This window comes from Streptococcus sp. 2342 (assembly GCF_013276795.1).
GTDB lineage: Bacteria > Bacillota > Bacilli > Lactobacillales > Streptococcaceae > Streptococcus.
The window spans coordinates 70,258-91,740 of sequence record NZ_VMLR01000004.1 but is presented as its reverse complement, the minus strand read 5'-3'; the positions used below and the strand labels follow the sequence as shown (position 1 = coordinate 91,740).

General features: G+C 38.9%; 19 protein-coding genes. 5 read left to right on the top strand and 14 right to left on the bottom strand.

What is annotated here, in order from left to right:
* Positions 1-30: 30 nt before the first annotated feature.
* The 4 genes from HT689_RS06490 to glmU are packed head-to-tail and all read right to left on the bottom strand — an operon-like array spanning position 31 to position 3,000.
* Complete coding sequence (locus HT689_RS06490) at positions 31-723, bottom strand: 5'-methylthioadenosine/adenosylhomocysteine nucleosidase (protein WP_173226475.1); 693 nt, start codon at positions 721-723, stop codon at positions 31-33.
* Between the two features lie 16 nt (positions 724-739).
* Positions 740-1,054, bottom strand: a complete 315-nt coding sequence (gene macP, locus HT689_RS06485; protein WP_000517867.1) for a cell wall synthase accessory phosphoprotein MacP — start codon at positions 1,052-1,054, stop codon at positions 740-742.
* A gap of 11 nt (positions 1,055-1,065) precedes the next feature.
* The gene (locus HT689_RS06480; protein WP_125454427.1) at positions 1,066-1,611 is read right to left on the bottom strand and encodes an NUDIX hydrolase; all 546 of its coding nucleotides are present in this window, start codon (positions 1,609-1,611) and stop codon (positions 1,066-1,068) included.
* A gap of 9 nt (positions 1,612-1,620) precedes the next feature.
* Positions 1,621-3,000 carry a bifunctional UDP-N-acetylglucosamine diphosphorylase/glucosamine-1-phosphate N-acetyltransferase GlmU gene (gene glmU / locus HT689_RS06475; protein ID WP_173226473.1) on the bottom strand — a complete coding sequence of 460 codons (1,380 nt, stop codon included), beginning with the start codon at positions 2,998-3,000 and terminating at the stop codon, positions 1,621-1,623.
* Positions 3,001-3,154: 154 nt separating this feature from the next.
* Between glmU and HT689_RS06470 the strand changes: the two genes are divergently transcribed.
* From HT689_RS06470 to lysS, 5 genes are all read left to right on the top strand, one after another.
* Entirely contained in the window at positions 3,155-3,955 is an 801-nt protein-coding gene (locus HT689_RS06470; protein ID WP_173226471.1) for a glycoside hydrolase family 25 protein, read from the top strand.
* 94 nt (positions 3,956-4,049) lie between these two features.
* Complete coding sequence (locus tag HT689_RS06465; RefSeq protein ID WP_173226469.1) at positions 4,050-4,892, top strand: DUF368 domain-containing protein; 843 nt, start codon at positions 4,050-4,052, stop codon at positions 4,890-4,892.
* Positions 4,892-5,374: an aminoacyl-tRNA deacylase gene (locus HT689_RS06460; RefSeq protein ID WP_050278930.1), complete on the top strand. Its 483-nt coding sequence runs from the start codon at positions 4,892-4,894 to the stop codon at positions 5,372-5,374. The genes HT689_RS06465 and HT689_RS06460 overlap by 1 nt, the downstream gene beginning before the upstream one ends.
* Entirely contained in the window at positions 5,374-5,991 is a 618-nt protein-coding gene (locus HT689_RS06455; RefSeq protein WP_173226467.1) for a histidine phosphatase family protein, read from the top strand. The genes HT689_RS06460 and HT689_RS06455 overlap by 1 nt, the downstream gene beginning before the upstream one ends.
* 136 nt (positions 5,992-6,127) lie before the next feature.
* Positions 6,128-7,618 carry a lysine--tRNA ligase gene (gene lysS, locus HT689_RS06450; RefSeq protein ID WP_050207953.1) on the top strand — a complete coding sequence of 497 codons (1,491 nt, stop codon included), beginning with the start codon at positions 6,128-6,130 and terminating at the stop codon, positions 7,616-7,618.
* Between the two features lie 110 nt (positions 7,619-7,728).
* Here the strand turns inward: lysS and HT689_RS06445 are convergent, their stop codons facing one another.
* The 10 genes from HT689_RS06445 to HT689_RS06400 all read right to left on the bottom strand — a co-directional run bounded on the left by HT689_RS06445 (position 7,729) and on the right by HT689_RS06400 (position 21,481).
* A complete protein-coding gene (locus HT689_RS06445; RefSeq protein ID WP_173280883.1) occupies positions 7,729-14,571 on the bottom strand; it encodes a Rib/alpha-like domain-containing protein in 6,843 nt (2,280 codons plus the stop codon).
* Positions 14,572-15,030: 459 nt separating this feature from the next.
* Positions 15,031-15,870 (bottom strand): amino acid ABC transporter substrate-binding protein, encoded by an 840-nt coding sequence (locus HT689_RS06440; protein ID WP_173226464.1) that lies wholly within the window; start codon positions 15,868-15,870, stop codon positions 15,031-15,033.
* Positions 15,871-15,879: 9 nt separating this feature from the next.
* Positions 15,880-16,509, bottom strand: a complete 630-nt coding sequence (locus HT689_RS06435) for an amino acid ABC transporter ATP-binding protein (protein WP_173251515.1) — start codon at positions 16,507-16,509, stop codon at positions 15,880-15,882.
* A 9-nt stretch (positions 16,510-16,518) separates the two neighbouring features.
* The gene (locus HT689_RS06430; protein WP_173251513.1) at positions 16,519-17,160 is read right to left on the bottom strand and encodes an amino acid ABC transporter permease; all 642 of its coding nucleotides are present in this window, start codon (positions 17,158-17,160) and stop codon (positions 16,519-16,521) included.
* A gap of 351 nt (positions 17,161-17,511) precedes the next feature.
* Complete coding sequence (gene tnpA, locus HT689_RS06425; RefSeq protein WP_173226460.1) at positions 17,512-17,976, bottom strand: IS200/IS605 family transposase; 465 nt, start codon at positions 17,974-17,976, stop codon at positions 17,512-17,514.
* A gap of 242 nt (positions 17,977-18,218) precedes the next feature.
* The gene (locus tag HT689_RS06420; protein WP_173226458.1) at positions 18,219-18,374 is read right to left on the bottom strand and encodes a hypothetical protein; all 156 of its coding nucleotides are present in this window, start codon (positions 18,372-18,374) and stop codon (positions 18,219-18,221) included.
* 9 nt (positions 18,375-18,383) lie between these two features.
* Positions 18,384-19,694: a GTPase ObgE gene (obgE, locus tag HT689_RS06415; protein ID WP_173226457.1), complete on the bottom strand. Its 1,311-nt coding sequence runs from the start codon at positions 19,692-19,694 to the stop codon at positions 18,384-18,386.
* Between the two features lie 63 nt (positions 19,695-19,757).
* Positions 19,758-19,892, bottom strand: a complete 135-nt coding sequence (locus HT689_RS06410) for a DUF4044 domain-containing protein (protein WP_000863859.1) — start codon at positions 19,890-19,892, stop codon at positions 19,758-19,760.
* A gap of 58 nt (positions 19,893-19,950) precedes the next feature.
* Entirely contained in the window at positions 19,951-20,127 is a 177-nt protein-coding gene (locus HT689_RS06405; RefSeq protein ID WP_049532910.1) for a PspC domain-containing protein, read from the bottom strand.
* A gap of 28 nt (positions 20,128-20,155) precedes the next feature.
* Positions 20,156-21,481 (bottom strand): glycosyltransferase family 4 protein, encoded by a 1,326-nt coding sequence (locus HT689_RS06400; RefSeq protein ID WP_173226455.1) that lies wholly within the window; start codon positions 21,479-21,481, stop codon positions 20,156-20,158.
* Positions 21,482-21,483: the final 2 nt, after the last annotated feature.

The window sequence follows — 21,483 nt, the reverse complement described above, 5'->3', positions numbered from 1 at the left end:
CATAAGCTAGAAAAACTGTCAAATTTCCGCTTAATCTAAGGCCTTCAAAAAGGCTAATAAGACTTGGGCAGAGCGACGTCCAGCTTCGATAATAAACTCATCAAAAGAGATGTTTGCTTCATGGTTGGCATTGTCACTCATAGCTCGGATGACTAAAACTGGAAGATTAAGGGCATGCGCTGCTTGAGCAATAGCTGCTCCCTCCATCTCAACAGCCAAAACATCTGGGAAATGAGATTTAATCGCTTCGATCTTGTCATTTCCTGCAACAAAACTATCTCCTGTAGCAATCAAACCAAGATGCCAGTTTTGATCCAATTGAGATAAACTCTCTTGGATTTTGGCAACAAAGGTTTTGTTTGATTCAAAATAAAGAGGTTGTTGCGCCATTTGTCCATAGGCATAGCCAAAAGCTGTGACATCCACGTCATGAAAGGCTAATTTGTCAGCAATCACAACATCCCCAACAGCAATACCCTCTGCCACTGCTCCAGCTGATCCCGTGTTAATCAAAGCATCCACTTGGAAATGATCAGCCAAAATTGCCACACTCATAGCAGACATGACCTTACCAATTCCACTTTCTACAAGAACGACTTCATGCGAGGCAATGGTGCCTGTATGATAGGTATTGCCTAAAACAACTTGCTCTTGGGCATTTTCTAAATGCTGGACCAAATAAGCCAGTTCTTCTGGCATAGCCGCAATAATTCCTATTTTCATTTCATTTCCTTTTCGATTACAACAGTTTCATTGCTAAGACAAGCAAAATCAAGAGAAAGATGACTGCGAATAAGATTTTATTCAGTTTAGAATTGAAGACATTTCTCTTGGTATTTTCAATGCGACGGCTTTTATGAATAGACGGTTCGACCTGAATCTTCAAGGTTTCCTGGCTAAAGCCATGCCCCTTAGGATTGGCATAACCAAAACGGGAAGAAGAGGTTGGTAAAATCTTAGTCTCCTCATTATCATCTAGCAAAGGAGGACCTGAAATTTTTTCGCCTCTATTAGCTCTTTCAATCATTTCATCCGTTAATAAAGGTTTACCCATACTGACCTCCTCTATTTTTTCTGCAATTCCCAGTATTGAACAGCCATAATGGTCTTGGCATCACAGATATGACCTGATTGGATCAATTCCTTGGCTTCCTCTAAGCTAACTTCAAGGACTTCCAAGGTCTCATCTTCATCCTGCGGACGCGGATTTTCCACTTTCGTCAAATCGCTTGCTCGGTATAGTTTTAATTTTTCATTACAAAAGCCAATGGCTGAGTAAAAATCATACAAGAGTTCTAATTTCCCTGTATAGGCTGTTTCTTCCTCTAATTCTCGAAGAGCTGCTGCTATAGGGTCTGTATTTTCTCCTACTTCCAATTTTCCTGCTGGAATTTCGTAAGAGACAGCCTCAATGGCTTTGCGGTACTGCTTGACCAAGATAAGTTTTTGCTCATCCGTTACTGCTAAAACACAGACAGCTCCATTGTGGAAAATCAAATCCCGTTGGGCAACTCCTTTGCCTTCTGGTAATTCAACCTGATCTTGGACCAGTTTGAATATTGGTCCTTGATAGATTTCTTTTCGACTAAGCGTTTTTTCTTCAAATTCCATGACAGACTCCTACTGATTCTTAGGATGATGAGGAAGGCGAGTTGCATATTCGTCTTTGTTGACCTGACGACCGCGACCAATAGCAATAGCATCCGCCGGCACGTCTTTAGTAATAGTTGAACCAGCACCAACAAGAGAATTGTCACCTAACTCAACTGGCGCAATAATGGTTGAATTCGAACCAACAAAGACATTGTTGCCAATGATTGTCTTGTATTTGTTTTTGCCATCATAGTTGACTGTAATGGTTCCTGCACCGAAATTAACCTTGCTACCCACTTCACAGTTTCCGATATAAGTCAAATGACCAGCCTTGGTATTCTCACCGATAGAAGAACCTTTCACCTCAACAAAGTTTCCAATATGTGCTTGGTTAGCGATACTTGAACCTGGACGAATGTGGGCATACGGACCGACTGTCACGTCGTCTGCAACACTACTTTCCTCAATCATAGAATTGGTAATGATCGCTCCTGCTCCGATAGTGCTATCCACTACATACGTTCCATTTGTCAAAACAGTCTCAGCACCAATCTTCGTTTGCCCCTTCAAGGTAACATTGGCTTCGATTTGAACTTCAGGCGCAATCTCAACATCAATATCGATATAAGTTGCTTCTGGATTGACAAAACTGACCCCATTGACCATGTGCTGATGATTGATTCGACGACGCATAACTGAATCAGCTGTCGCAAGAGCCACACGGTCATTTACCCCAAGACTCTCATCAAAATCTTTCAAAGTATAAGCACCAACTTTTTCACCAGCTTCACGGAAAATGCCAATGACATCTGTAATATAGTATTCACCTTGAGCATTGTTGGTATTGATATTTTTCAAAGCCTCAAACAAACGTTCGTTGTCAAAAACGTAAGTTCCAGTGTTAATTTCCTTGATTTGCTTTTCAAAATCTGTAGCATCCTTCTGCTCAACGATGCAAAGAACCTCAGCATTGTCATTACGAACAATTCGCCCATAACCAAAAGGATTATCTGTTTCAGCAGTCAAGATAGTGGCCACATTTTTATGATTGATGTGGAAATCAATCAAGTTTTTCAAGCTTTCACCTGTGATTAAAGGAGTATCTCCTGCAATGACCAAGGTGTGACCTGACAAACCTTCTAAGATAGGCTCTGTCATCATAACCGCATGACCAGTCCCCAACTGTTCAGATTGAGTCACAAATTCTGTCTGTCCAGCCAAGACCTCCTCAACCAATTCTGCCTTGTGTCCTACAACTGTTACTGTCTTTTCAGGTTGGATAGCTCCCACACTACGGAAAACATGTTCCAGCATAGAAATACCCGCAACCTTGTGCAACACTTTTGGCAAATCAGATTTCATGCGAGTCCCTTTACCCGCTGCTAAAATAATGGCATAATTTGGCATAATCTTCTCTTTTCTGTAGAAATTCCCTTTTATTATACCATATTTCAAATCATTCCGCGCCCTTGAATGAAAAAATGCTCCAAAGTCCTTTCCTTAACCCATTTTTTGAGTATTTTTTTGATTTTTTCCCATTTTTAAGGTAAAATTATGAGATATGAGAAAGAAAATTAATCCGCTTATTTTGTTTGGTTTTTTTGGGATTATGATGTTCATTTTAATCCTGAATCGCCCACTTAATGACAACCAATCGTTTAAAACAAAATCCAATATAGCACAGATTGAAGCACAGGCTTTGAAACACATAGACAAACCGATTATTGACCTCTCTGGCTGGCAGCGTCCTGAGGAAATTAATTACGATACTCTCGCACAAAATATTTCAGGCGCTATTGTTCGTGTTCACAGTGGTGCTCAAACAACAAAAGAAAATGATGCTTCCTTTATCAATGGAATAGACAAGGCCTATAAGAGTCATATCACTGAACTTCAAAAGCGGAATGTCCCAGTTGGGGTCTATGCCTTTGTAGCTGGAAAAAGTGTCCAAGAAATGGAAAAAGCCGCTGAAGTTTTCTACAATGCTGCCTCTCCTTACAGCCCTAGTTACTATTGGCTAGACGTAGAAGACAAAACCATGTCCAATATGAACGAGGGTGTTGAAGCCTTTCGAGCAAAACTAGCATCACTAGGTGCTAAAAACATCGGAATCTACGTTGGGGTCTACTTCATGGAAGAACACAGTATTGATACAGGCAAGTTTACCTCTGTTTGGATTCCGTCCTACGGCTCAGACTCAGGATTTTTGGAAAGCAGTCCTAAAACTGATTTAGATTATGATATTCACCAATACACATCTAAAGGGAAAATTGCCGGCTTTGACCACGATTTGGATATCAACGTCATCTCTCCCTTAAAAAATAAAGAAGAAACCTTTAGAAAAATCTTTTTAAAACCTTAAAAGCATTTGTTTAGCATTTGCTTTTTCTTTTTGTGTTTGATTGTGATACAATATAGTAAGGATTTTTTGAAATAGAAATAGTTGGAGGAACTATATGCTCTCATGGTTAGCGCGCCTTATTAAAGGGATTGTGATTGCTCTTGGATTTATTCTACCGGGAATTTCCGGAGGGGTTCTAGCAGCAATCTTAGGCATTTACGAACGAATGATTGGCTTTCTGGCCCATCCTTTTAAAGACTTTAAAGAAAATGTTTTGTACTTTATTCCAGTTGCCATCGGTATGCTTCTGGGAATCGGCTTATTTTCCTACCCAATTGAATACCTGCTTGAAAATTATCAGGTCTTTGTCTTATGGAGCTTTGCGGGTGCCATCATTGGTACAGTTCCTAGCCTCCTCAAGGAATCAACTCGAGAATCTGACCGAGACAAGATTGATTTAGCTTGGTTCTGGATAACCTTTATCATTTCTGGATTAGGACTCTATGCCTTAAATTTTGTCGTTGGAACCTTAAGTGCTAGCTTTCTTAATTTGGTCCTAGCAGGTGCACTGCTGGCTCTTGGCGTCTTGGTTCCTGGCCTCAGTCCATCAAATCTACTTTTGATTTTGGGTCTCTATGCTCCGATGTTGACTGGTTTTAAAACCTTTGACCTCTTGGGAACCTTCTTCCCGATTGGAATCGGAGCAGGTGCCACTCTCATCGTTTTTTCAAAATTGATGGATTATGCCTTAAACAACTACCACTCACGTGTCTATCATTTCATCATCGGTATCGTCCTATCAAGCACCCTTTTGATCTTGATTCCAAATGTAGGAAACGCTGAGAGTATCCAATACACAGGCCTTTCTCTTGTCGGTTATGTCATCATCGCCTTCTTCTTTGCACTAGGAATCTGGCTTGGTATTTGGATGAGCCAATTGGAGGATAAGTATAAATAATGGCAAAAAAAGTTAAAATCAAAAAAACATTGGTGGAACAAATCCTGTCTAAAGCAGGTATCCCACATCAGGGGATTCAAATCAATGCCCTGGAAGGAGAACTTCCGCAAGGTTATGAACGAGATCAGATTTTCAAAACCTTGGCTCTTTTGGGAGACAAGACAGGACCGATTATTGGAATTGTGCCTATCACTCAACACCTGTCAGAAAAGAAATTAGCTAAAATTTCTGGCAATAAAAAAGTGAGCATGATTCCACAAAAGGACTTGGAAAAAACAACAGGTTATATTCATGGAGCCAATAATCCCGTCGGAATTCGTCAGAAACACAATTATCCCATTTTTATCGATAAGATTGCTCTAGACTTGGATCAAATGATTGTCTCTGCAGGCGAAGTTGGTCACAGCATTATCGTAGCACCACAAGACTTGGCTAGCTTTGTAAAAGCTGACTTTGCAGATATTTTGGAGGACAGTAAGTAATGAAACTCTACTTTGTCCGCCACGGCCGTACCGTCTGGAACCAAGAAGGTCGTTTTCAAGGTGCTAGTGGAGATTCTCCCCTTCTTCCTGAATCCATTGAAACCCTAAAACAACTCGGCCAGTATCTCAAGGAGATTCCTTTTGATCAGATTTATGCAAGTGATTTACCTCGAGCGGTCAAATCTGCTGAGATTATCCAAAATCAACTCCAAATTCCTTGTCCTTTAAAATGCGTTCCTAATCTCCGTGAATGGCAGCTGGGGAAGTTGGAAGGTTTGAAAATCGCAACCTTGGAAGCAATTTACCCGCAACAAATCAAAGCTTTCCGATCTAATCTTGCCAAGTTTGACACTCAAATGTTCGGAGCCGAATCCCTCTATAGCACCACACAACGGACCATCCAATTTATCAAATCCTTAAAAGATAGTCCGGCTGAGCGTTTTCTAATTGTCGGTCACGGTGCTAATCTTACTGCCAGTCTTCGTACTCTTCTAGGTTATCAAGAACCACTTCTTCGTAAAGATGGCGGTCTAGCAAATGCCAGCCTAACCATTCTAGAAACCCATGACTTTGAAACATTTACCCTTGATACTTGGAATGATACTTCCTATCAATAACAGAACTTGATTTTAGCGTCAAGTTCTTTTTAGTTTTGAAAGATTATCCGTGAATTTCTTGCTTATTTATGATAAAATGGGAGTATCGCAAAAAAGACTCATCGTATTCAATTTTGAGTAAAACTAGGAGGATCCCATGTCAACAGAACATATGGAAGAACTAAATGACCAGCAGATCGTTCGCCGTGAAAAAATGGCTGCGCTCCGTGAACAAGGAATTGATCCTTTCGGAAAACGCTTTGAACGCACTGCAAATTCACAAGAATTAAAAGATAAATTTGCTGACCTCGATAAAGAACAATTACATGATAAAAATGAAACAGCTACTATCGCAGGACGCTTGGTAACCAAACGTGGTAAAGGTAAAGTAGGTTTTGCCCACCTTCAAGACCGCGAAGGTCAAATCCAGATCTACGTTCGTAAAGATGCTGTCGGTGAAGAAAACTACGAAATCTTCAAAAAAGCAGACCTTGGTGACTTCCTTGGTGTCGAAGGCGAAGTGATGCGTACAGATATGGGAGAACTCTCTATCAAAGCTACTCATATCACACACTTGTCTAAGGCTCTTCGTCCTCTACCAGAGAAATTCCATGGTTTGACAGACGTTGAAACAATTTACCGTAAACGTTACCTTGACTTGATTTCGAACCGTGAAAGCTTTGAACGCTTTGTCACTCGTTCAAAAATCATCTCTGAAATCCGTCGTTACCTTGACCAAAAAGGTTTCCTTGAAGTGGAAACACCTGTTCTTCACAACGAAGCTGGTGGTGCTTCTGCCCGTCCATTTATCACTCATCACAATGCCCAAAACATTGACATGGTGCTTCGTATCGCGACTGAGCTTCACTTGAAACGCCTTATCGTGGGTGGTATGGAACGTGTCTATGAAATTGGCCGTATCTTCCGTAATGAAGGAATGGACGCTACTCATAACCCTGAATTTACTTCTATCGAAGTCTACCAAGCTTATGCTGACTTCCAAGACATCATGGACTTGACTGAAGGTATTATCCAACATGCTGCTAAATCAGTCAAAGGTGATGGCCCAGTCAACTACCAAGGAACTGAAATCAAAATCAACGAACCATTTAAACGTGTTCATATGGTGGATGCTATCAAAGAAATTACTGGTGTCGATTTCTGGCAAGACATGACTTTGGAAGAAGCTAAAGCTATCGCTGCTGAGAAGAAAGTTCCAGTTGAGAAACACTACACTGAGGTTGGTCACATCATCAATGCCTTCTTTGAAGAGTTTGTTGAAGAAACTTTAATCCAACCAACCTTTGTCTATGGACATCCAGTAGCTGTATCTCCACTCGCTAAGAAAAACCCTGAAGACCAACGCTTTACTGACCGTTTCGAGCTCTTCATCATGACTAAGGAATACGGTAATGCCTTTACTGAGCTCAACGACCCAATCGACCAACTTAGCCGTTTTGAAGCCCAAGCTAAAGCTAAAGAACTTGGTGACGATGAAGCAACAGGTATCGACTATGACTACATTGAAGCTCTTGAATACGGTATGCCACCAACAGGTGGTTTGGGAATCGGTATCGACCGTCTCTGCATGCTTCTCACTGATACAACCACTATCCGTGATGTATTGCTCTTCCCAACAATGAAATAAGCTCTTATCCTCTGGCTCTTGTCAGGGGATTTTTTTATAATCAAAAGAAATAGACTGAAGTTTTCACCTCAGTCTATTTTTTATCAAACTTTAGAAAGGAAGTTTCTTTCTTAGTCTTCTTTTTTCTTACGAGCTACGAGCCCAAATGCACTCAACATTCCAAGAAGTCCAAGACTAGCTAAACCACCCTTATCCTCTGTACCAGTATTTGGCAATTCCTTCTTGTCATTGGCTACGGTTGTTTCAACGGATACTGGTTTAGAATCTGTAGAACTTGTCTGAACTGGAGTAGCTACTGGTTTTTCAGGACTTATAGGAGTCTCTGGAGAGCTTGGTTGCTCAGAACGAGTTGGGGTAGTTACTTTCTTATAGGTATGAATCACATTGCCATTTTCATCTGTTTTAGTACCAATATATTCATAACCTTCTAAAGTCTTAGGTCCATGACTACCATTTTCTTCTGGAGAAATTTCTTTACCATCACCATCTTGATAACGTGTTACGATATGAATAGTTGAACTACCATTGTTACCTTGACTATTACCATGATTAGATTTAGGTGTTACTTTCACAGGAACTTCTACTGTCACTTTACGTCCATCCGGTAATTCAATCTCAACCGTTACAGATGGCTTATCACCAGGTGTACTTGTTTTTGGAATTTCGCCCACTTTAGTAATCTTCCATCCTTCAGGAAGATCTACATGTTTCTTCACATCATTTTCAGTAATAGGTGTTCCAACTTCAACAACAATCGGAGTTGTTTTCGGAGTAACAACGACAGGAACTTTGATAGTTACACGTTTACCACCTGGTAGTTCAATTACCACTGGTACACTTGGTCTTTCTCCTGGAATATCTGTAGATGGTTTATCTCCAATACTGATAATCTTGCCACCTTCTGGAATCTGAATATGTTTTTCAACATCTTCATTTGTAATTGGATCCCCCAATTTCTTCACAATATCTTTAATTGGAGTTACTTTGACAGGGACTTCAACTTCAATTTGTTTACCATTAGGAAGTTCAATTTTAACTTTGACAGTACCTTTATCTCCTGGAGTATTTACTTTTGGAATTTCACCTACTCCAACAATTTTTCCACCTTCTGGTACTTTAACGTACTTGGCAATATCCTCTTTTGTTAAAGGTGTATTTGTTACTGGGGTTTCAATTGGTGTTGGTTTTGCTTCTACGACTTTAATCGTTGCTGGAACCTCTACCAATACTTTTCCATTTTTATCTTTTACAACTACCGTTACTGGTTTATCCCCAACAGTTGTTGCATCAAATGGTTCTTTTTGGCCATCTGGAATTTTATATTCAAATGTTGAACCTTCTGGATAATCACTTGGAGTAATGTTATCTCTTGCTTGTGGTTTTTCAGTTGGATTTACAGGAATTAATTGTTCTTTACCTTCTACTACTTTAACCTTAGCAGGAACTTCTACAATTGTGTCACCATCAGCATCTTTCACAACTACAGTTGCATCTTTTTCACCTGGTGTTTTTGTATCTACTGGTTCTTTATATCCAAACGTAGCATCATCTGGGAATTTATTGTTATCTTTATCTTTATCTGTAAGACTCTTAGATGCATCTGGTTGAGTATTCTCAGGATTTGCTACAACGTATTGAGTTTTAGGCCCTACTACAGTAACTTTTGCTGGAATTTCTGCAATTGGTTTACCATCTAGTTTAGCTACAACTACAACATCTTTATCTCCTGGTGTTGATGTGTCAACTGGAGTTTTATATTCAAATGTTGTTCCATCTGGGAAGTCAGTTGGTACAATATTTTCTGCAGGTACCACTTTAGTTGGATCAGTATTTACTGGTACATATTGTCTATAAGCGTCCACTACACGTACTGTTGTTGGTACTTTTACTAAAGTATTTCCATCTTTATCCTTAACGACAACTGTTACTGGATAATCTCCAGCTTCAGAAATGTTAACTGGATCTTTTCCATCTACTTTTTCGTATTCGAATGTAGCACCTTCTGGATAATCTCCTGTATTAATACTATTTTCAGCTAAAGGTTGTCCTTGATCTACAGGGATAATTTGTGGGTATCCCTGAACAACCTTCACTTTTGTTGGTACTTCAACAAGTGTGTCGTCTCCATCTTTTGCTTCTACAATAACATCTTTTTCTCCTGGTGTTGTTGTATCGACTGGAGTTTTATACTTGAATGTTACTCCATCTGGATATTGTTCAGGGTCAATACTCTTAGATGCATCTGGTTGTTTGTTTGATTTATCGACTGGCACATATTGTGTTTTAGGTTCTACAACCATTACTTTTGCAGGAATTTTCGCAATGACTTCATCTCCAATTTTCGCTACTACTACAACATCTTTTTCTCCTGGTGTTGTTGTGTCTACAGGAGATTCATAACTAAATTCAGTATCTTTAGGGAATGCTTTAGGATCGATACTTCCTACCACATTTGGTTGTTTCTTATCTTTGTCTACTGGTACAAATTGTGGATAACTTTCTACCACACGTACAGTTGCCGGTACTTCTGCAATAGGATTACCATCTTTGTCTTTTACAATGACATTGACTGTATAATCACCAGGTTTTGTAGTATCTACCGGAGTATTTGGATTATATTCAAATGTTGAACCATCTGGATATTCTGTTTTGTCGATACTGTTTTCTGGATTTGGTTGTTTATTATTTTCATCCACTGGAACTATTTGTGGAACTCCCTCTACAACAGTAACAGGAACTTTAACAACAGTTTTCTTTTCTTCTCCATCAACGGTATATTTCACAGTCACATTTACATCCGTATCATCTGACAAATCTGGACTTGTCACATTTTCATCAATACTTACATTAGTAACATTTTCTGGAAGTTTTCCTTTGAAAGCACCGTCTGCAATAGCTTCTTTGGCTTTAGCAAGAGCTTTTTCTTTTGCTTTTTCCTTGTCGCTATCTTTGGCAACAAAAATTCCTTTTGGTGTTGGTTTTGGTAAAACTGTTACTTTAACTTTCACGGGTTCTGTTAAAGTTTCTCCATTTTGATCCGTATAAGTTACTGGAACAGTTACTTCTTTGACACCTGGTTTAGCTGTAATATCGTCAGCAATGGCAGGTTCACCTTTTGTCCCTTCTGTTGTTACAGCACCTTTCACATCATCTTTAGTAACTTTATCACCTTCAAACACTACTACTGGTTTTGGTGTTGAACTTACTACTTTAACTGGTACATTAATTGTGTCTTCACCAACTACATTACCTTTATCATCTTTATATAATACTTTTACAGGAACTGTATCTTTATCCCCATTTGAATCTGTTTTTGGCAATGTGTAAGAAGTTTCTCTTTCATCTAATGATGCAGTAATTCCATCTGGTAGGTTTGTTAATTTACTTACAGCTTCAGTTGCTTTTGCTTTTACAGCATCTGTTAAAGCATTTTCATCAGTATCTTTCAGTACTGTTACACCTGTTGGTGTTGCTTTGGGCAATACTTTAACTGGAACATCTACAGTTTCATCCCCTGTTGGATATTTAACAGTTGCTTTAACGTTTAAGTCAGTTGCTCCTACTTTAACTTTATCTGTAGGAACATCTTTATTGATGTCAGCTTCAGTTACAGGGGTTAAGTTTCCACCTTTATCAGGTGTAATTGCTTCATTAACATCTGCTGGTTTTGGTTGAGTTCCTTCTAATGTATATACCGTTTTTGTTTCTGAACCTAATACATTAATTGTTACTGGAATTGTCGTATTGTATGTTTTTCCTTCTACTATATAATTTGCTGGAACATTTACAATACCTTTATTTGTACCTTTTTCATTTGTTAGAGTTTCTGCTACGGCTTCTGTTATATCACCAACTGTAACTGTTGCTCCTGTTGGTAATTTCCCAGTGAAGTCTGTTGCTTTTGTTAAAGTTTGTGCTTTTGCTTTAGCAACTTCTTTAACTTTATCTACTGAAGCTCCTTTATGAACTTGTACTTCACCAGTTGCTTTTGGTAATACCAACACAGGAACTGTTACTGTTTCATTAATATTTGTACCATTTGAATCATGAGTTACCGTTGTTGGAATTTTTAATCCTGCTTCTCCAGCTTTTCCTGTCGTACTAAAAACATCTGCTTCATTAGGATTATTCACAACTCCCGCTTTAGTATCGATTGTAGCCGGAGTAACTGAAGATTTAACTTGATCATTTGTAATCTTATCACCTTCAAATACTACTAACTTATCTGTAGTTGATTTTACAACGTTTACTTCGATATCTACAGTATTTTTATAATTTTTTCCATCTCGACTATGAACTACTGGCACTTTTATAACACCGGCATTCTCTTTCGCTACGTCAGTAGCAACAACTCCCGTAGACGTTCCTTGATCATCTAGAGTAGCCGTAGCATTAGTTTCATCCAGTTTTCTCTTGTATTCTTCTGATTCAATCTTTTCTTTCGCTTTTGATTTAGATAGCTCCTTGATCTTATCTAAACTAGTTCCGACTGGAACAGTTATAGAGCTATTTCCTGTCATAGAATCAATATAAATACTACGATTATATTTATAGTCAGGATTATCGGAAGTTTCTAAACTATTAGCTCTAAAATTTTCTGGCAAATTATATCTATTAGCATCTGGAGCAAATCCGTAGGGATATATAGCATTTCCTAAAGCATCTTTTCCTCCAAAACCATTCTGACCAGTAATTTTGAAAGTTGCTTCACCTACATAATCAGGAGTCACTATAAATGGAATTTTTACAGTATCTGTTTTTCCAGTCTTAGGTTCTATTTTTCTATTTGGAATATTAATCTCAAAAGATAACTCTCTCGTTTGCTTATCATATCTAAAACCTGTAGTATAACTAGGTGCAAATACCGCAAAACCATTAGCTTCATTTAAATCTTTACCTTGAATAGACCCTAATTTTACTCCTTGAGGAACTGTCACTGTTACTTTATACTTAGTATCACGAGAAACATCTAGCCCTCCTCTATTACTCAACGTAACTTCAAGAGTACCTTCTTGTTCATTTTTATAAATAGAGTCGTCTGTAAATCCATAGGCTTCTTTATCTCTACCGGATACAACAGTCGTTGTTAAAGATAACGCGGGACCTGTTGTTAATCCTAATCCTGCAACGATATATCCATCTTCTACTTCTCCACCTAAATTCGAACCAGTTGGTTGATCAGCTGCCTCAATAAAGACACGTACCTTTGTAGTACCATCTGGAATTTGAATAACTCTTCGAAGAGCACTAACTCCTCTATTCCCGCTACCTGGAGCAAGAAGAAATTCCGTATCTGGTGCTTTTTTATCTTCTCTTTTTAGTTCAGATAAAGGAGCTCCTGTGTATGCATCAACAATTTTTAATTTAACTTTTTCCCCTGTTGAAGCCAGAGCAAGTTTCCCATATGCACCTGCATATAATAAATGTGCATATAAATGTGAATTAGGATTAACATCAAAATCTTTGTAAATTGTAGTTCCTTGTTTTCTTAATTCTAGATAAAAATCTTTATTTACAGTACCACTCCCCGCTTCTGGAGCTTCAATTTTTGGAGTTATAATCATAGTATTAAGGAATTTACCACTAGAATTAGGTGCTCCTTGTCCATCCATATTTGCCTTGCCTTTATTATCGTATACTTTTGCAGAGTTAGGATTATATTCCCTCTCTGTTGCACCATTTTGACGTTGAATATCAGTTGGTTGTTCTGGTTTAACAAGTGTTACAATATTCTTCCCTGGCTTATCTACTATTTTCCACCCGTCCAATGCACCGGCAATAGCATCACTAACTGAAATATTTTTTTCTTTCCAATGATATTTTGCAGAACCTAGAATTGTCCCTGATAATCCATTTCTTTGATTTTCAACAACTTTTTCGTGCGAGTCAGATACTGAGAAATCAGGAGTTCCAAAAGTATCATTTAAATTACTAATTATAGCATTTGTCGGATTATTCCCATAATTTGCTAAGTGGTTATTAGCAGGTGCTCCCCAGTCTAATTTTTTAGCTTGATATAGTTTTAATAAATCAACTTTTGCTTTTAACTCTTGTAAAAGTGCATGCTTTTCTTTTTCTGTTGTTGGAATGTTGCTCCCTTTATTTTTAACAGCTTGTGCAGACTCTTTTACCTGTGTCAAGATTTCTATAAATTCCTTATCTTTTTTACCTTCTCTTTTAGCATTTTCAGCTGAGATTAAAGATTCAACTTTTGCAATTTCTGCCTCTAATTCAGAAGCTTTTTGTGTAATATCATTTGTATTTACAACAACAGGATTTTCAGTACCATCTGCAACCGTACCTGTATCTCTAAACCCACTCTCACCTTTTCCTGGAATCTCTTTTCCGTTTCGTGGATCTTGGTTCTTGTTTACTTTTTCTTCTTCAGTTACTTCTGATTTGATACTGTTTAAAATGACAAGGCTACTTGAAAGTTGTTTAGCAAGTGCAGCAACTTTTGCCTGTGTTTTTGTATCATCGTTCAAAAGTTCTTTTGCTTTATGAACCAAATTTTTAGCATCATCAATGACTGATTTTGTTTTCTTACCTTCAGTTAATTGACTTAATCGACTTTCAACTTTAGCCACTAAATCTTCTAACGATGCGGTATTAATAGTAACTTTTTCTGTCACTACAGTTGGAGTTTCAACTTCACTGGCTTGTTTGTCAGTAGCAGACTCTTTTACAGAAGTATTATTTTGTCCATCGGCCACTGTAGCAGTAGCAGATACTTGTCCAGCAACTTCCTTAGAGGGGTCTGGGGACTTAGCATTTAGATTTGTAGACTCTGGATTAGTTACTGGTTCAGCTGCTTGGACGCTTCCTCCACCAAGGAAAAACAAACCAGTAGCTACAGCCACACTAGCCGCACCAAAACTAACCTTACGGATACTGTAACGTGTGAATTTCTCCACTTGCGATTGGCGAACATGACGCACTTTGGGTTTAAACATTTTCTTACTCCTTTTTCCGATAACTATCGGTTAATATACTTAAGGAAGCTAAATAAAAAGCCCCCCCTCTAAAATATTTTTGTATATTTTAAAAGGTTATAACTTATTATACTCTTTTTAAAACAACAAATCAAGCAATTTCAGGTATAGTCGCTACAGTAATTTCATAAACTCTTATTTGTGGTAAGCCCTTACAAAAAATAAAATTTATATTACTTTAGAGATTTTCTATATTATTTGATTGTTTATATAATTTGATTACAAAAAGGAATTTTCTGATATTTTTTATTACGTCTTCATTGAGTTTTAGCTATAGATAAGGGATTACAGAATGAAGCTAGATGCACAAGATCTACCCAAAATAGCTAAAAAATTTAGAAGTTGCTATAGCTTTATAAAATAAAATCTATAAAAAAACAAAGCCCAGTTTTAAAAACAAAACTAGGCTTGCTATTGATTTTATTTTCCTTCTTTTACTTCTTTGGTTGCTACATCTTCTCCAAACCATTTTTGGCTGATTTCCTGGAACTTTCCTTCTTGGTATAGTTCAATAAAGGCTTGGTTTAAAGCTTGTAGTAATCTTTTGTCAGCTGGTCTAACTCCGACTGCAAAGGATTCACTTTCAAATCCAGCTGAAAAAACATTATAGTCATTTAATATCCCTTCAGACTGGAGATAGTAATTTGCATATACTCGGTCAATTAACAGAGCATCAATCCGGTCATTTTTCAAGTCAATCAAGGCTTCATTGAAACTCTGATATTGATTGGCCTTCTGGTCTTTGACACGATTTTTCAGTAAATCTGGCTGGGCCTCAAAGTCAAGATAACCAGAGGACCCAGCTTGGGCACCCAAGGTCTTATCCTTCATATCCTCTACTGAATGAATTTGCTGGCTTTTCTTGGCAACCAGAACTTGCTGATTTTCCATATATGGAATGCTAAAGGCAACCTTTTCTCGGCGTTCACCAGTCGCAGAATAGCCATTCCAAATGGCATCTATGGTTCCATTTTGCAGTTCCGTCTCCTTCATATCCCAGTCGATTGGCTGAAATTGAACTTTAAAGCCTAATTTTTCAGAGACAGCTTGTGCCAAATCAATATCAAAGCCTGTATATTGACCATTCTTTTCTTCAAAACCCATGGGAACAAAGGTATTGTCAAAACCAATAGTAATGGTCCCCTGATCTTGATACTTATCCCAGTTATCCTGCTTTGGATCACTAGCCTTCTGAGTACAAGCTGTTAAAAAGAAAATCAGGAGAGAAACCAATACTAAAGCAATTTTCTTATTAGTCATCGGCACCTCCTACTTGGGCTCAACCTTGAGAATATGATCTGCGATGTTTTCAGCGAACTGTAAATCGTGGGTAACCACAATCTGCGTCATGCCTAATTCTCTATTTTGCAAGATCAGTTTTTCCACTTCCAAGCGCAATTCTGGATCTAGGGCCGAAGTTGGTTCATCGTAACCAATGATTTCTGGGTCAATCATCATAGCACGCGCCAAGGCCACACGCTGCTTTTGACCACCAGATAGTGAGAAAGGATAGGCGTCTGCATGACCAGCCAGTCCTAATTGTTCCAAAAGCCCTCGCGCCTTCTTCTCAGCCTCTTGCTGCTTCATTCCCATAGTTTTCACAGGCGATAAGGTCAAATTATCTAGAACTGATAAATGAGGGAAAAGTTGAAAATCTTGGAATACAAATCCCAGTAAATTCCGCTTCTCTAGTTCATCCAGTTCCAAAGGTTCTTCATTATAAAAGATTTGCCCTGAATCAATAGTTTCAAGGCCTGCAAGCATACGTAAGAGGGTTGTCTTACCTCCACCAGAAGGTCCTACAATAGCCAGGATTTGCTTTTCAGGAATTTTTAGACTGAAATTGGACAAAATTTGCTTTTGACCAAAACCCTTATTGATATTTCGTAATTCTAACATATCAGCCTCCTATCTATAGTAACTGTACTTCTTCTCAACTTTTTTGGCAAGAATGGTCACAATCCCAATCAAAATCAAGTAAATAGCACCTGCCAAGAACATAGGAACCAGGCTAGCATCACGGTTGGCAGCTGTGCGACTAGCCAAGATAAGGTCTGAAATTCCTAAAGCATAGACCAGAGAAGTATCCTTGACCAAACTCATGACTTCATTAAAGACACTAGGAAGAACAATCTTGGTCACTTGGGGCAAGATAATATAGCGTACTGTGGCAAAAGGACTGAACTTCAAGACCTTGGCAGCCTCATATTGACCTTTAGGAATAGTATCAATTCCCCCACGAAAGATTTCAGCAAAGTAAGCCGCATAATTGAGAACAAAGGCAATGATAGCCGCAGGAAGACGGTACAAACGAATCCCAATACTTGGAAGCACATAATAGATAAAGATCAATTGCAAGAGCAAGGGTGTTCCCCGCATAATCCAAATGTAAATGTTAATCAGATGATGGAGGGGCTTCCAATGGACTTGCAAGGCAAAGGCAATCAAAACGCCCAAGGGAATAGAAAAAATCAAGACCAGTGCAAAAACCTGCAAAGTCATGCTTGCACCGCTCAATAAACTCGGTAATATCTCAAACAAATAAGACATACTGCACCTCCTAAAAATAATTGTTCCTATTATAGCATGAATAAACAAAATAACCAACCATTTTTGCAAAAAAATTCTTTTTAATAGAAAAAATACAGTGTCTTGAAGCTAGAATAGGACAACACGACTTATAAAGCCTTGTTAGAAATTTGATTTGAATTCCCTAGTCTATTTGTTGATATTCTATTTCAATATATTATACTTTATAAATCATGACCACCCGTCTAACGGGTGGTTTGAACCAGGGCTATAAGCCCAAATTACCAGCCAGCGCCTAAAGACGCTGGCTTTCACGTTGTTCAAGCCTCATTGCTCTTGACTCGTCACTTGCCTCTTAAAGAGGCTTTAGTATTACTTACCACTATCCCTAAAGGGATCCTCATATTCTTTTACACTCAATTTATCTAGTGCTATATCATGCTTTTCCTGTTCTTGGATATATTTCTTAATTGTGGCTTCATTAAGCCCTACTGTACTTACATAATAACCTTCTGCCCAGAAATGCCGATTTCCAAACTTGTACTTGAGATTGGCGTGTTTGTCAAACATCATGAATGCACTTTTTCCTTTTAAATAACCCATGAAACTCGAAACACTTATCCTTGGTGGAATACTGACTAACATGTGTACATGGTCTGGCATTAAGTGACCCTCGATAATTTCAACTCCTTTATAACTACACAAGCGATGAAATATTTCGCCTAAACTACTTCGATATTGATTATAGATGACTTTTCGTCTATACTTAGGGGTGAACACAATGTGATACTTACAGTGCCACTTTGTGTGCGATAAACTATGAGCCTTTTGTCCCATATTTTTCTCCTTTCGCTTTACAATTGGCTTGAACACCTTTATTGTATCGCGTTCGGAGTTTTTTTGGTATAACCTTCGACGCGCACCCGCATAGCGGGTGGTTTTTTTGTCTCGCACCTAACGGAGCGAGACGGACTAATAGTCACATAATAAAAAGAAAGGACAAATTTTGCCCTTTCTCGATCTTAGCTTCTATTTGTTACAGTTAACTTGACTGATAATTGGAGTTTTATCTTACGTATTTAAGATGGATTGTCTTTTTTAATTCGTGCCAATCTCAGAGCACGATTTGGATTGAGACGATTAAACAGTTCTTCCAATTTCTTTTCATTCCAAACATCTGCGGCGGAAACGAAATTGCCATCCGCATCTCGGAAAGATATCGGTTTATCTCCCATACCAGTCTCCTAGTCTACAAATTCAAACTCAAATTTACCAATGCGAACCAAGTCACCATCTTTAGCACCACGCGCACGAAGGGATTCATCAACCCCCATACCACGAAGTTGGCGGGCAAATTTCATGACAGATTCATCACGATCAAAGTTGGTCATATTAAAGAGTTTCATGAGTTTTTCACCAGAAAGTACCCATGTCGCATCGTCATCACGGCTAATCTCAAAGGCTTTCTCTTCCTCGTCAAATCCATAGTAAGCTTCTTCTTCCATATCTGACTCGTCGTAGAGCAAGAATTCTGGTGTCTTGTCTAACAATTCAGCTGTCGCATCCAAAAGCGTTGCCAAACCTTGCTTGGTCAATCCAGAAATTGGGAAGATAGCTGGTAACTCTTCAAATTCATCGTAGTTTTCAGCCAATTTCTTCTTGAATTCTTCAAGATTTTCTTGACTCTCAGGCATGTCCATTTTGTTGGCTACGATAATCTGTGGACGCTCCATGAGGCGAAGATTGTATGACTCCAGTTCTTTATTGATGGCAAGATAATCCTCATATGGATCACGGCCTTCGCTAGCTGACATATCAATGATGTGAAGGATGACACGTGTACGCTCGATGTGACGGAGGAACTGGGTCCCCAGACCAACACCTTGACTAGCCCCTTCAATCAAACCTGGTAAATCAGCTACTGCAAAGGATTCACCTGATTGGGTACGAACCATACCTAGATTTGGCACAATTGTCGTAAAGTGGTAGGCACCGATTTTTGGTTTAGCCGATGTGATAACACTTAAAAGTGTTGATTTCCCTACAGATGGGAAACCTACTAAACCGACATCCGCAAGGATTTTTAGTTCCAATTGTAACTCACGTTCCTGACCTGGTTCTCCATTTTCAGAGATTTCCGGTGCAGGATTTTTTGGTGTTGCGAAACGAATATTTCCACGTCCACCACGACCACCGTGGGCTACAATAAATTCTTGCCCGTGTTCAATCAAATCTGTCAAGACCTTGCCAGTATCCGCATCACGAACTGTCGTACCTTGTGGCACTCGAACTCTAAGATCCTCAGCACCACGCCCATGCATCCCTTTGGTCATTCCTTTTTCACCAGAATCAGCCTTGAAATGACGGTTATAGCGGAAATCCATGAGGGTACGTAGTCCTTCGTCTACAACGAAGACCACATTACCTCCACGACCACCATCACCACCCCAAGGACCACCATTAGGGACATATTTTTCACGGCGAAAGGCAACCATGCCATCACCACCATTACCAGCCTTGACCTTAATCTTGGCTGTATCTAAAAACATACTCATTTTTTCTTCTCACTTTAAAAAAGGGCTGGGAAATCCCAGTCACTAAATTTTCTTGAATCTATTTTATAGATTACTGAGGGCACCAATTGCAGTTGCAAAAATTCCCAATAAACTTGCTACTAGCATGATAATCACGATAAACAAGGTTATTTTCTCAAACATAGTTTTTTTACGATTTCCATTATCTCCAAATGCCATTTTTCTCTCCTTCGTTACATTCTATTTTCTATTATCTTAGCATGAATTTAGCTAGTTTTCAATAGTCACTTGCTTCTGGCGCAATAATCCATAAAATGATATAAGCTACAACTCCTGCTCCATAACCAAAAGCAAGAACACCCCATATTACGCGAACAATAGTAGGATCCATATCAAAATAATGGGCTACCCCAGCACAAACACCAGCAATCTTTTTATCACGACCGCTTCTCATTAATTGTTTTTTCATACTGTTCCTCTTTCTATTCTTCATGGTCTTTCCAATAATCTCTTATGCTGATTAACTGTGTTTTTGAAGCCTTCAGCATGCGTCTAGAGCCTTTTACCGGTACAGCGACCACCTGTTGCGGAAGATACAAAACTGTCTTAAAAATACGCTGACTGACCGTATCATCTTTTGCTAAATCTTTCTGGAAATTATTTGAAATAATAGCATCAAGATAGAACTCATGCACCCGTTTCCCAAAGTTTTCAGCTGAAATCTCGTACAACTTCTCTGATAAAGTATGCTCATTCATGTCTGGTGTTGCAATCAGGGCTTCCAAAATAGCACCAGCCAAATCATGTTCTCCATAGTACAAGGTTCCAAACATCTTGTCATTGATCAAATTGTCCAGATAAGGATTTCCGTGTGCAATGACAGGCGTCCCACTAGCTAAGCTTTCCAAGTAGGTCAAGCCTTGCGTTTCACTTGTCGATGCCGATATGAAGAAATCCGCCGCCTTATAGTAAAGAGCGGTCTCACTAGGAGCAATCATCCCTGTAAAGATGACCGAGTCTTGAATCTCTAGTTTCTGGGCTTGCTCTTTAAGGTCATCCAGATAAGGACCATCCCCAGCTACCACCAGTTTAACCCTGTCCTCCTCTTTCAGAACTTCTGCAAAGGCTGCTAATACTGCTTGAATATTTTTTTCATAGGAAATTCTGGAAAGACTCAGCAACATCTGTTCATCATCTTGAATCCCTAGTTTACTACGTAGTTCTTTCAGATTTTCTTGCTTAATTTCTGGACGTTCAAACTTGGCTAATTCAATCCCTGTTGGAATGACGCGTTTTTCAACCTTGACCTTATAGTCCGATAGCAAATCATGGACAATCTCACTAGGGCAAATGACTCCATCCACATCATGCAGGAAACCTCTGACCAAATACTTGACCATGCTAGGACGAATCAACATCCCCTTGGCAATATAATGCACATAGTCTTCGTACTGGGTGTGATAGGTATGGATGACTGGAATCTTCAATTCACGCGCAATCCAAATCCCCAACAAGCCAAGAGAAAATTCTGTCTGGGTATGAATAACATCCAGTTGATACTGTTTGGCAATTTCAAGCGCCTTGCTGAAGCCTCGATAGGCAAAGCGGCGATCCTTAAAAGCAAAGAAAGGAACACTTGGAATGCGGATAATTTGCCAATCTTCATAGCGATTGACATCCTTATCCGTCGTCGTAAAGATAAAAACAACATGCCCCTGCTTTTCCAGTTCTGTTTTCAAAGTTCGAATACTGGTCGCAACACCAGAAACCTGAGGAAAATAGGTATCTGTAAATAAACCAATTCGCATAG

What these genes read in the sequence shown, in the direction of transcription:
- HT689_RS06430 (WP_173251513.1), bottom strand. Translation starts at nt 17,160, where the DNA reads ATGTCTTATTTGTTTGAGATATTACCGAGTTTATTGAGCGGTGCAAGC.
- HT689_RS06480 (WP_125454427.1), bottom strand. Translation starts at nt 1,611, where the DNA reads ATGGAATTTGAAGAAAAAACGCTTAGTCGAAAAGAAATCTATCAAGGA.
- HT689_RS06445 (WP_173280883.1), bottom strand. Translation starts at nt 14,571, where the DNA reads ATGTTTAAACCCAAAGTGCGTCATGTTCGCCAATCGCAAGTGGAGAAA.
- glmU (WP_173226473.1), bottom strand. Translation starts at nt 3,000, where the DNA reads ATGCCAAATTATGCCATTATTTTAGCAGCGGGTAAAGGGACTCGCATG.
- HT689_RS06420 (WP_173226458.1), bottom strand. Translation starts at nt 18,374, where the DNA reads ATGGGAGATAAACCGATATCTTTCCGAGATGCGGATGGCAATTTCGTT.
- HT689_RS06410 (WP_000863859.1), bottom strand. Translation starts at nt 19,892, where the DNA reads ATGGCATTTGGAGATAATGGAAATCGTAAAAAAACTATGTTTGAGAAA.
- tnpA (WP_173226460.1), bottom strand. Translation starts at nt 17,976, where the DNA reads ATGGGACAAAAGGCTCATAGTTTATCGCACACAAAGTGGCACTGTAAG.
- HT689_RS06455 (WP_173226467.1), top strand. Translation starts at nt 5,374, where the DNA reads ATGAAACTCTACTTTGTCCGCCACGGCCGTACCGTCTGGAACCAAGAA.
- HT689_RS06465 (WP_173226469.1), top strand. Translation starts at nt 4,050, where the DNA reads ATGCTCTCATGGTTAGCGCGCCTTATTAAAGGGATTGTGATTGCTCTT.
- HT689_RS06470 (WP_173226471.1), top strand. Translation starts at nt 3,155, where the DNA reads ATGAGAAAGAAAATTAATCCGCTTATTTTGTTTGGTTTTTTTGGGATT.
- HT689_RS06440 (WP_173226464.1), bottom strand. Translation starts at nt 15,870, where the DNA reads ATGACTAATAAGAAAATTGCTTTAGTATTGGTTTCTCTCCTGATTTTC.
- lysS (WP_050207953.1), top strand. Translation starts at nt 6,128, where the DNA reads ATGTCAACAGAACATATGGAAGAACTAAATGACCAGCAGATCGTTCGC.
- HT689_RS06405 (WP_049532910.1), bottom strand. Translation starts at nt 20,127, where the DNA reads ATGAGAAGCGGTCGTGATAAAAAGATTGCTGGTGTTTGTGCTGGGGTA.
- HT689_RS06400 (WP_173226455.1), bottom strand. Translation starts at nt 21,481, where the DNA reads ATGCGAATTGGTTTATTTACAGATACCTATTTTCCTCAGGTTTCTGGT.
- macP (WP_000517867.1), bottom strand. Translation starts at nt 1,054, where the DNA reads ATGGGTAAACCTTTATTAACGGATGAAATGATTGAAAGAGCTAATAGA.
- HT689_RS06490 (WP_173226475.1), bottom strand. Translation starts at nt 723, where the DNA reads ATGAAAATAGGAATTATTGCGGCTATGCCAGAAGAACTGGCTTATTTG.
- obgE (WP_173226457.1), bottom strand. Translation starts at nt 19,694, where the DNA reads ATGAGTATGTTTTTAGATACAGCCAAGATTAAGGTCAAGGCTGGTAAT.
- HT689_RS06460 (WP_050278930.1), top strand. Translation starts at nt 4,892, where the DNA reads ATGGCAAAAAAAGTTAAAATCAAAAAAACATTGGTGGAACAAATCCTG.
- HT689_RS06435 (WP_173251515.1), bottom strand. Translation starts at nt 16,509, where the DNA reads ATGTTAGAATTACGAAATATCAATAAGGGTTTTGGTCAAAAGCAAATT.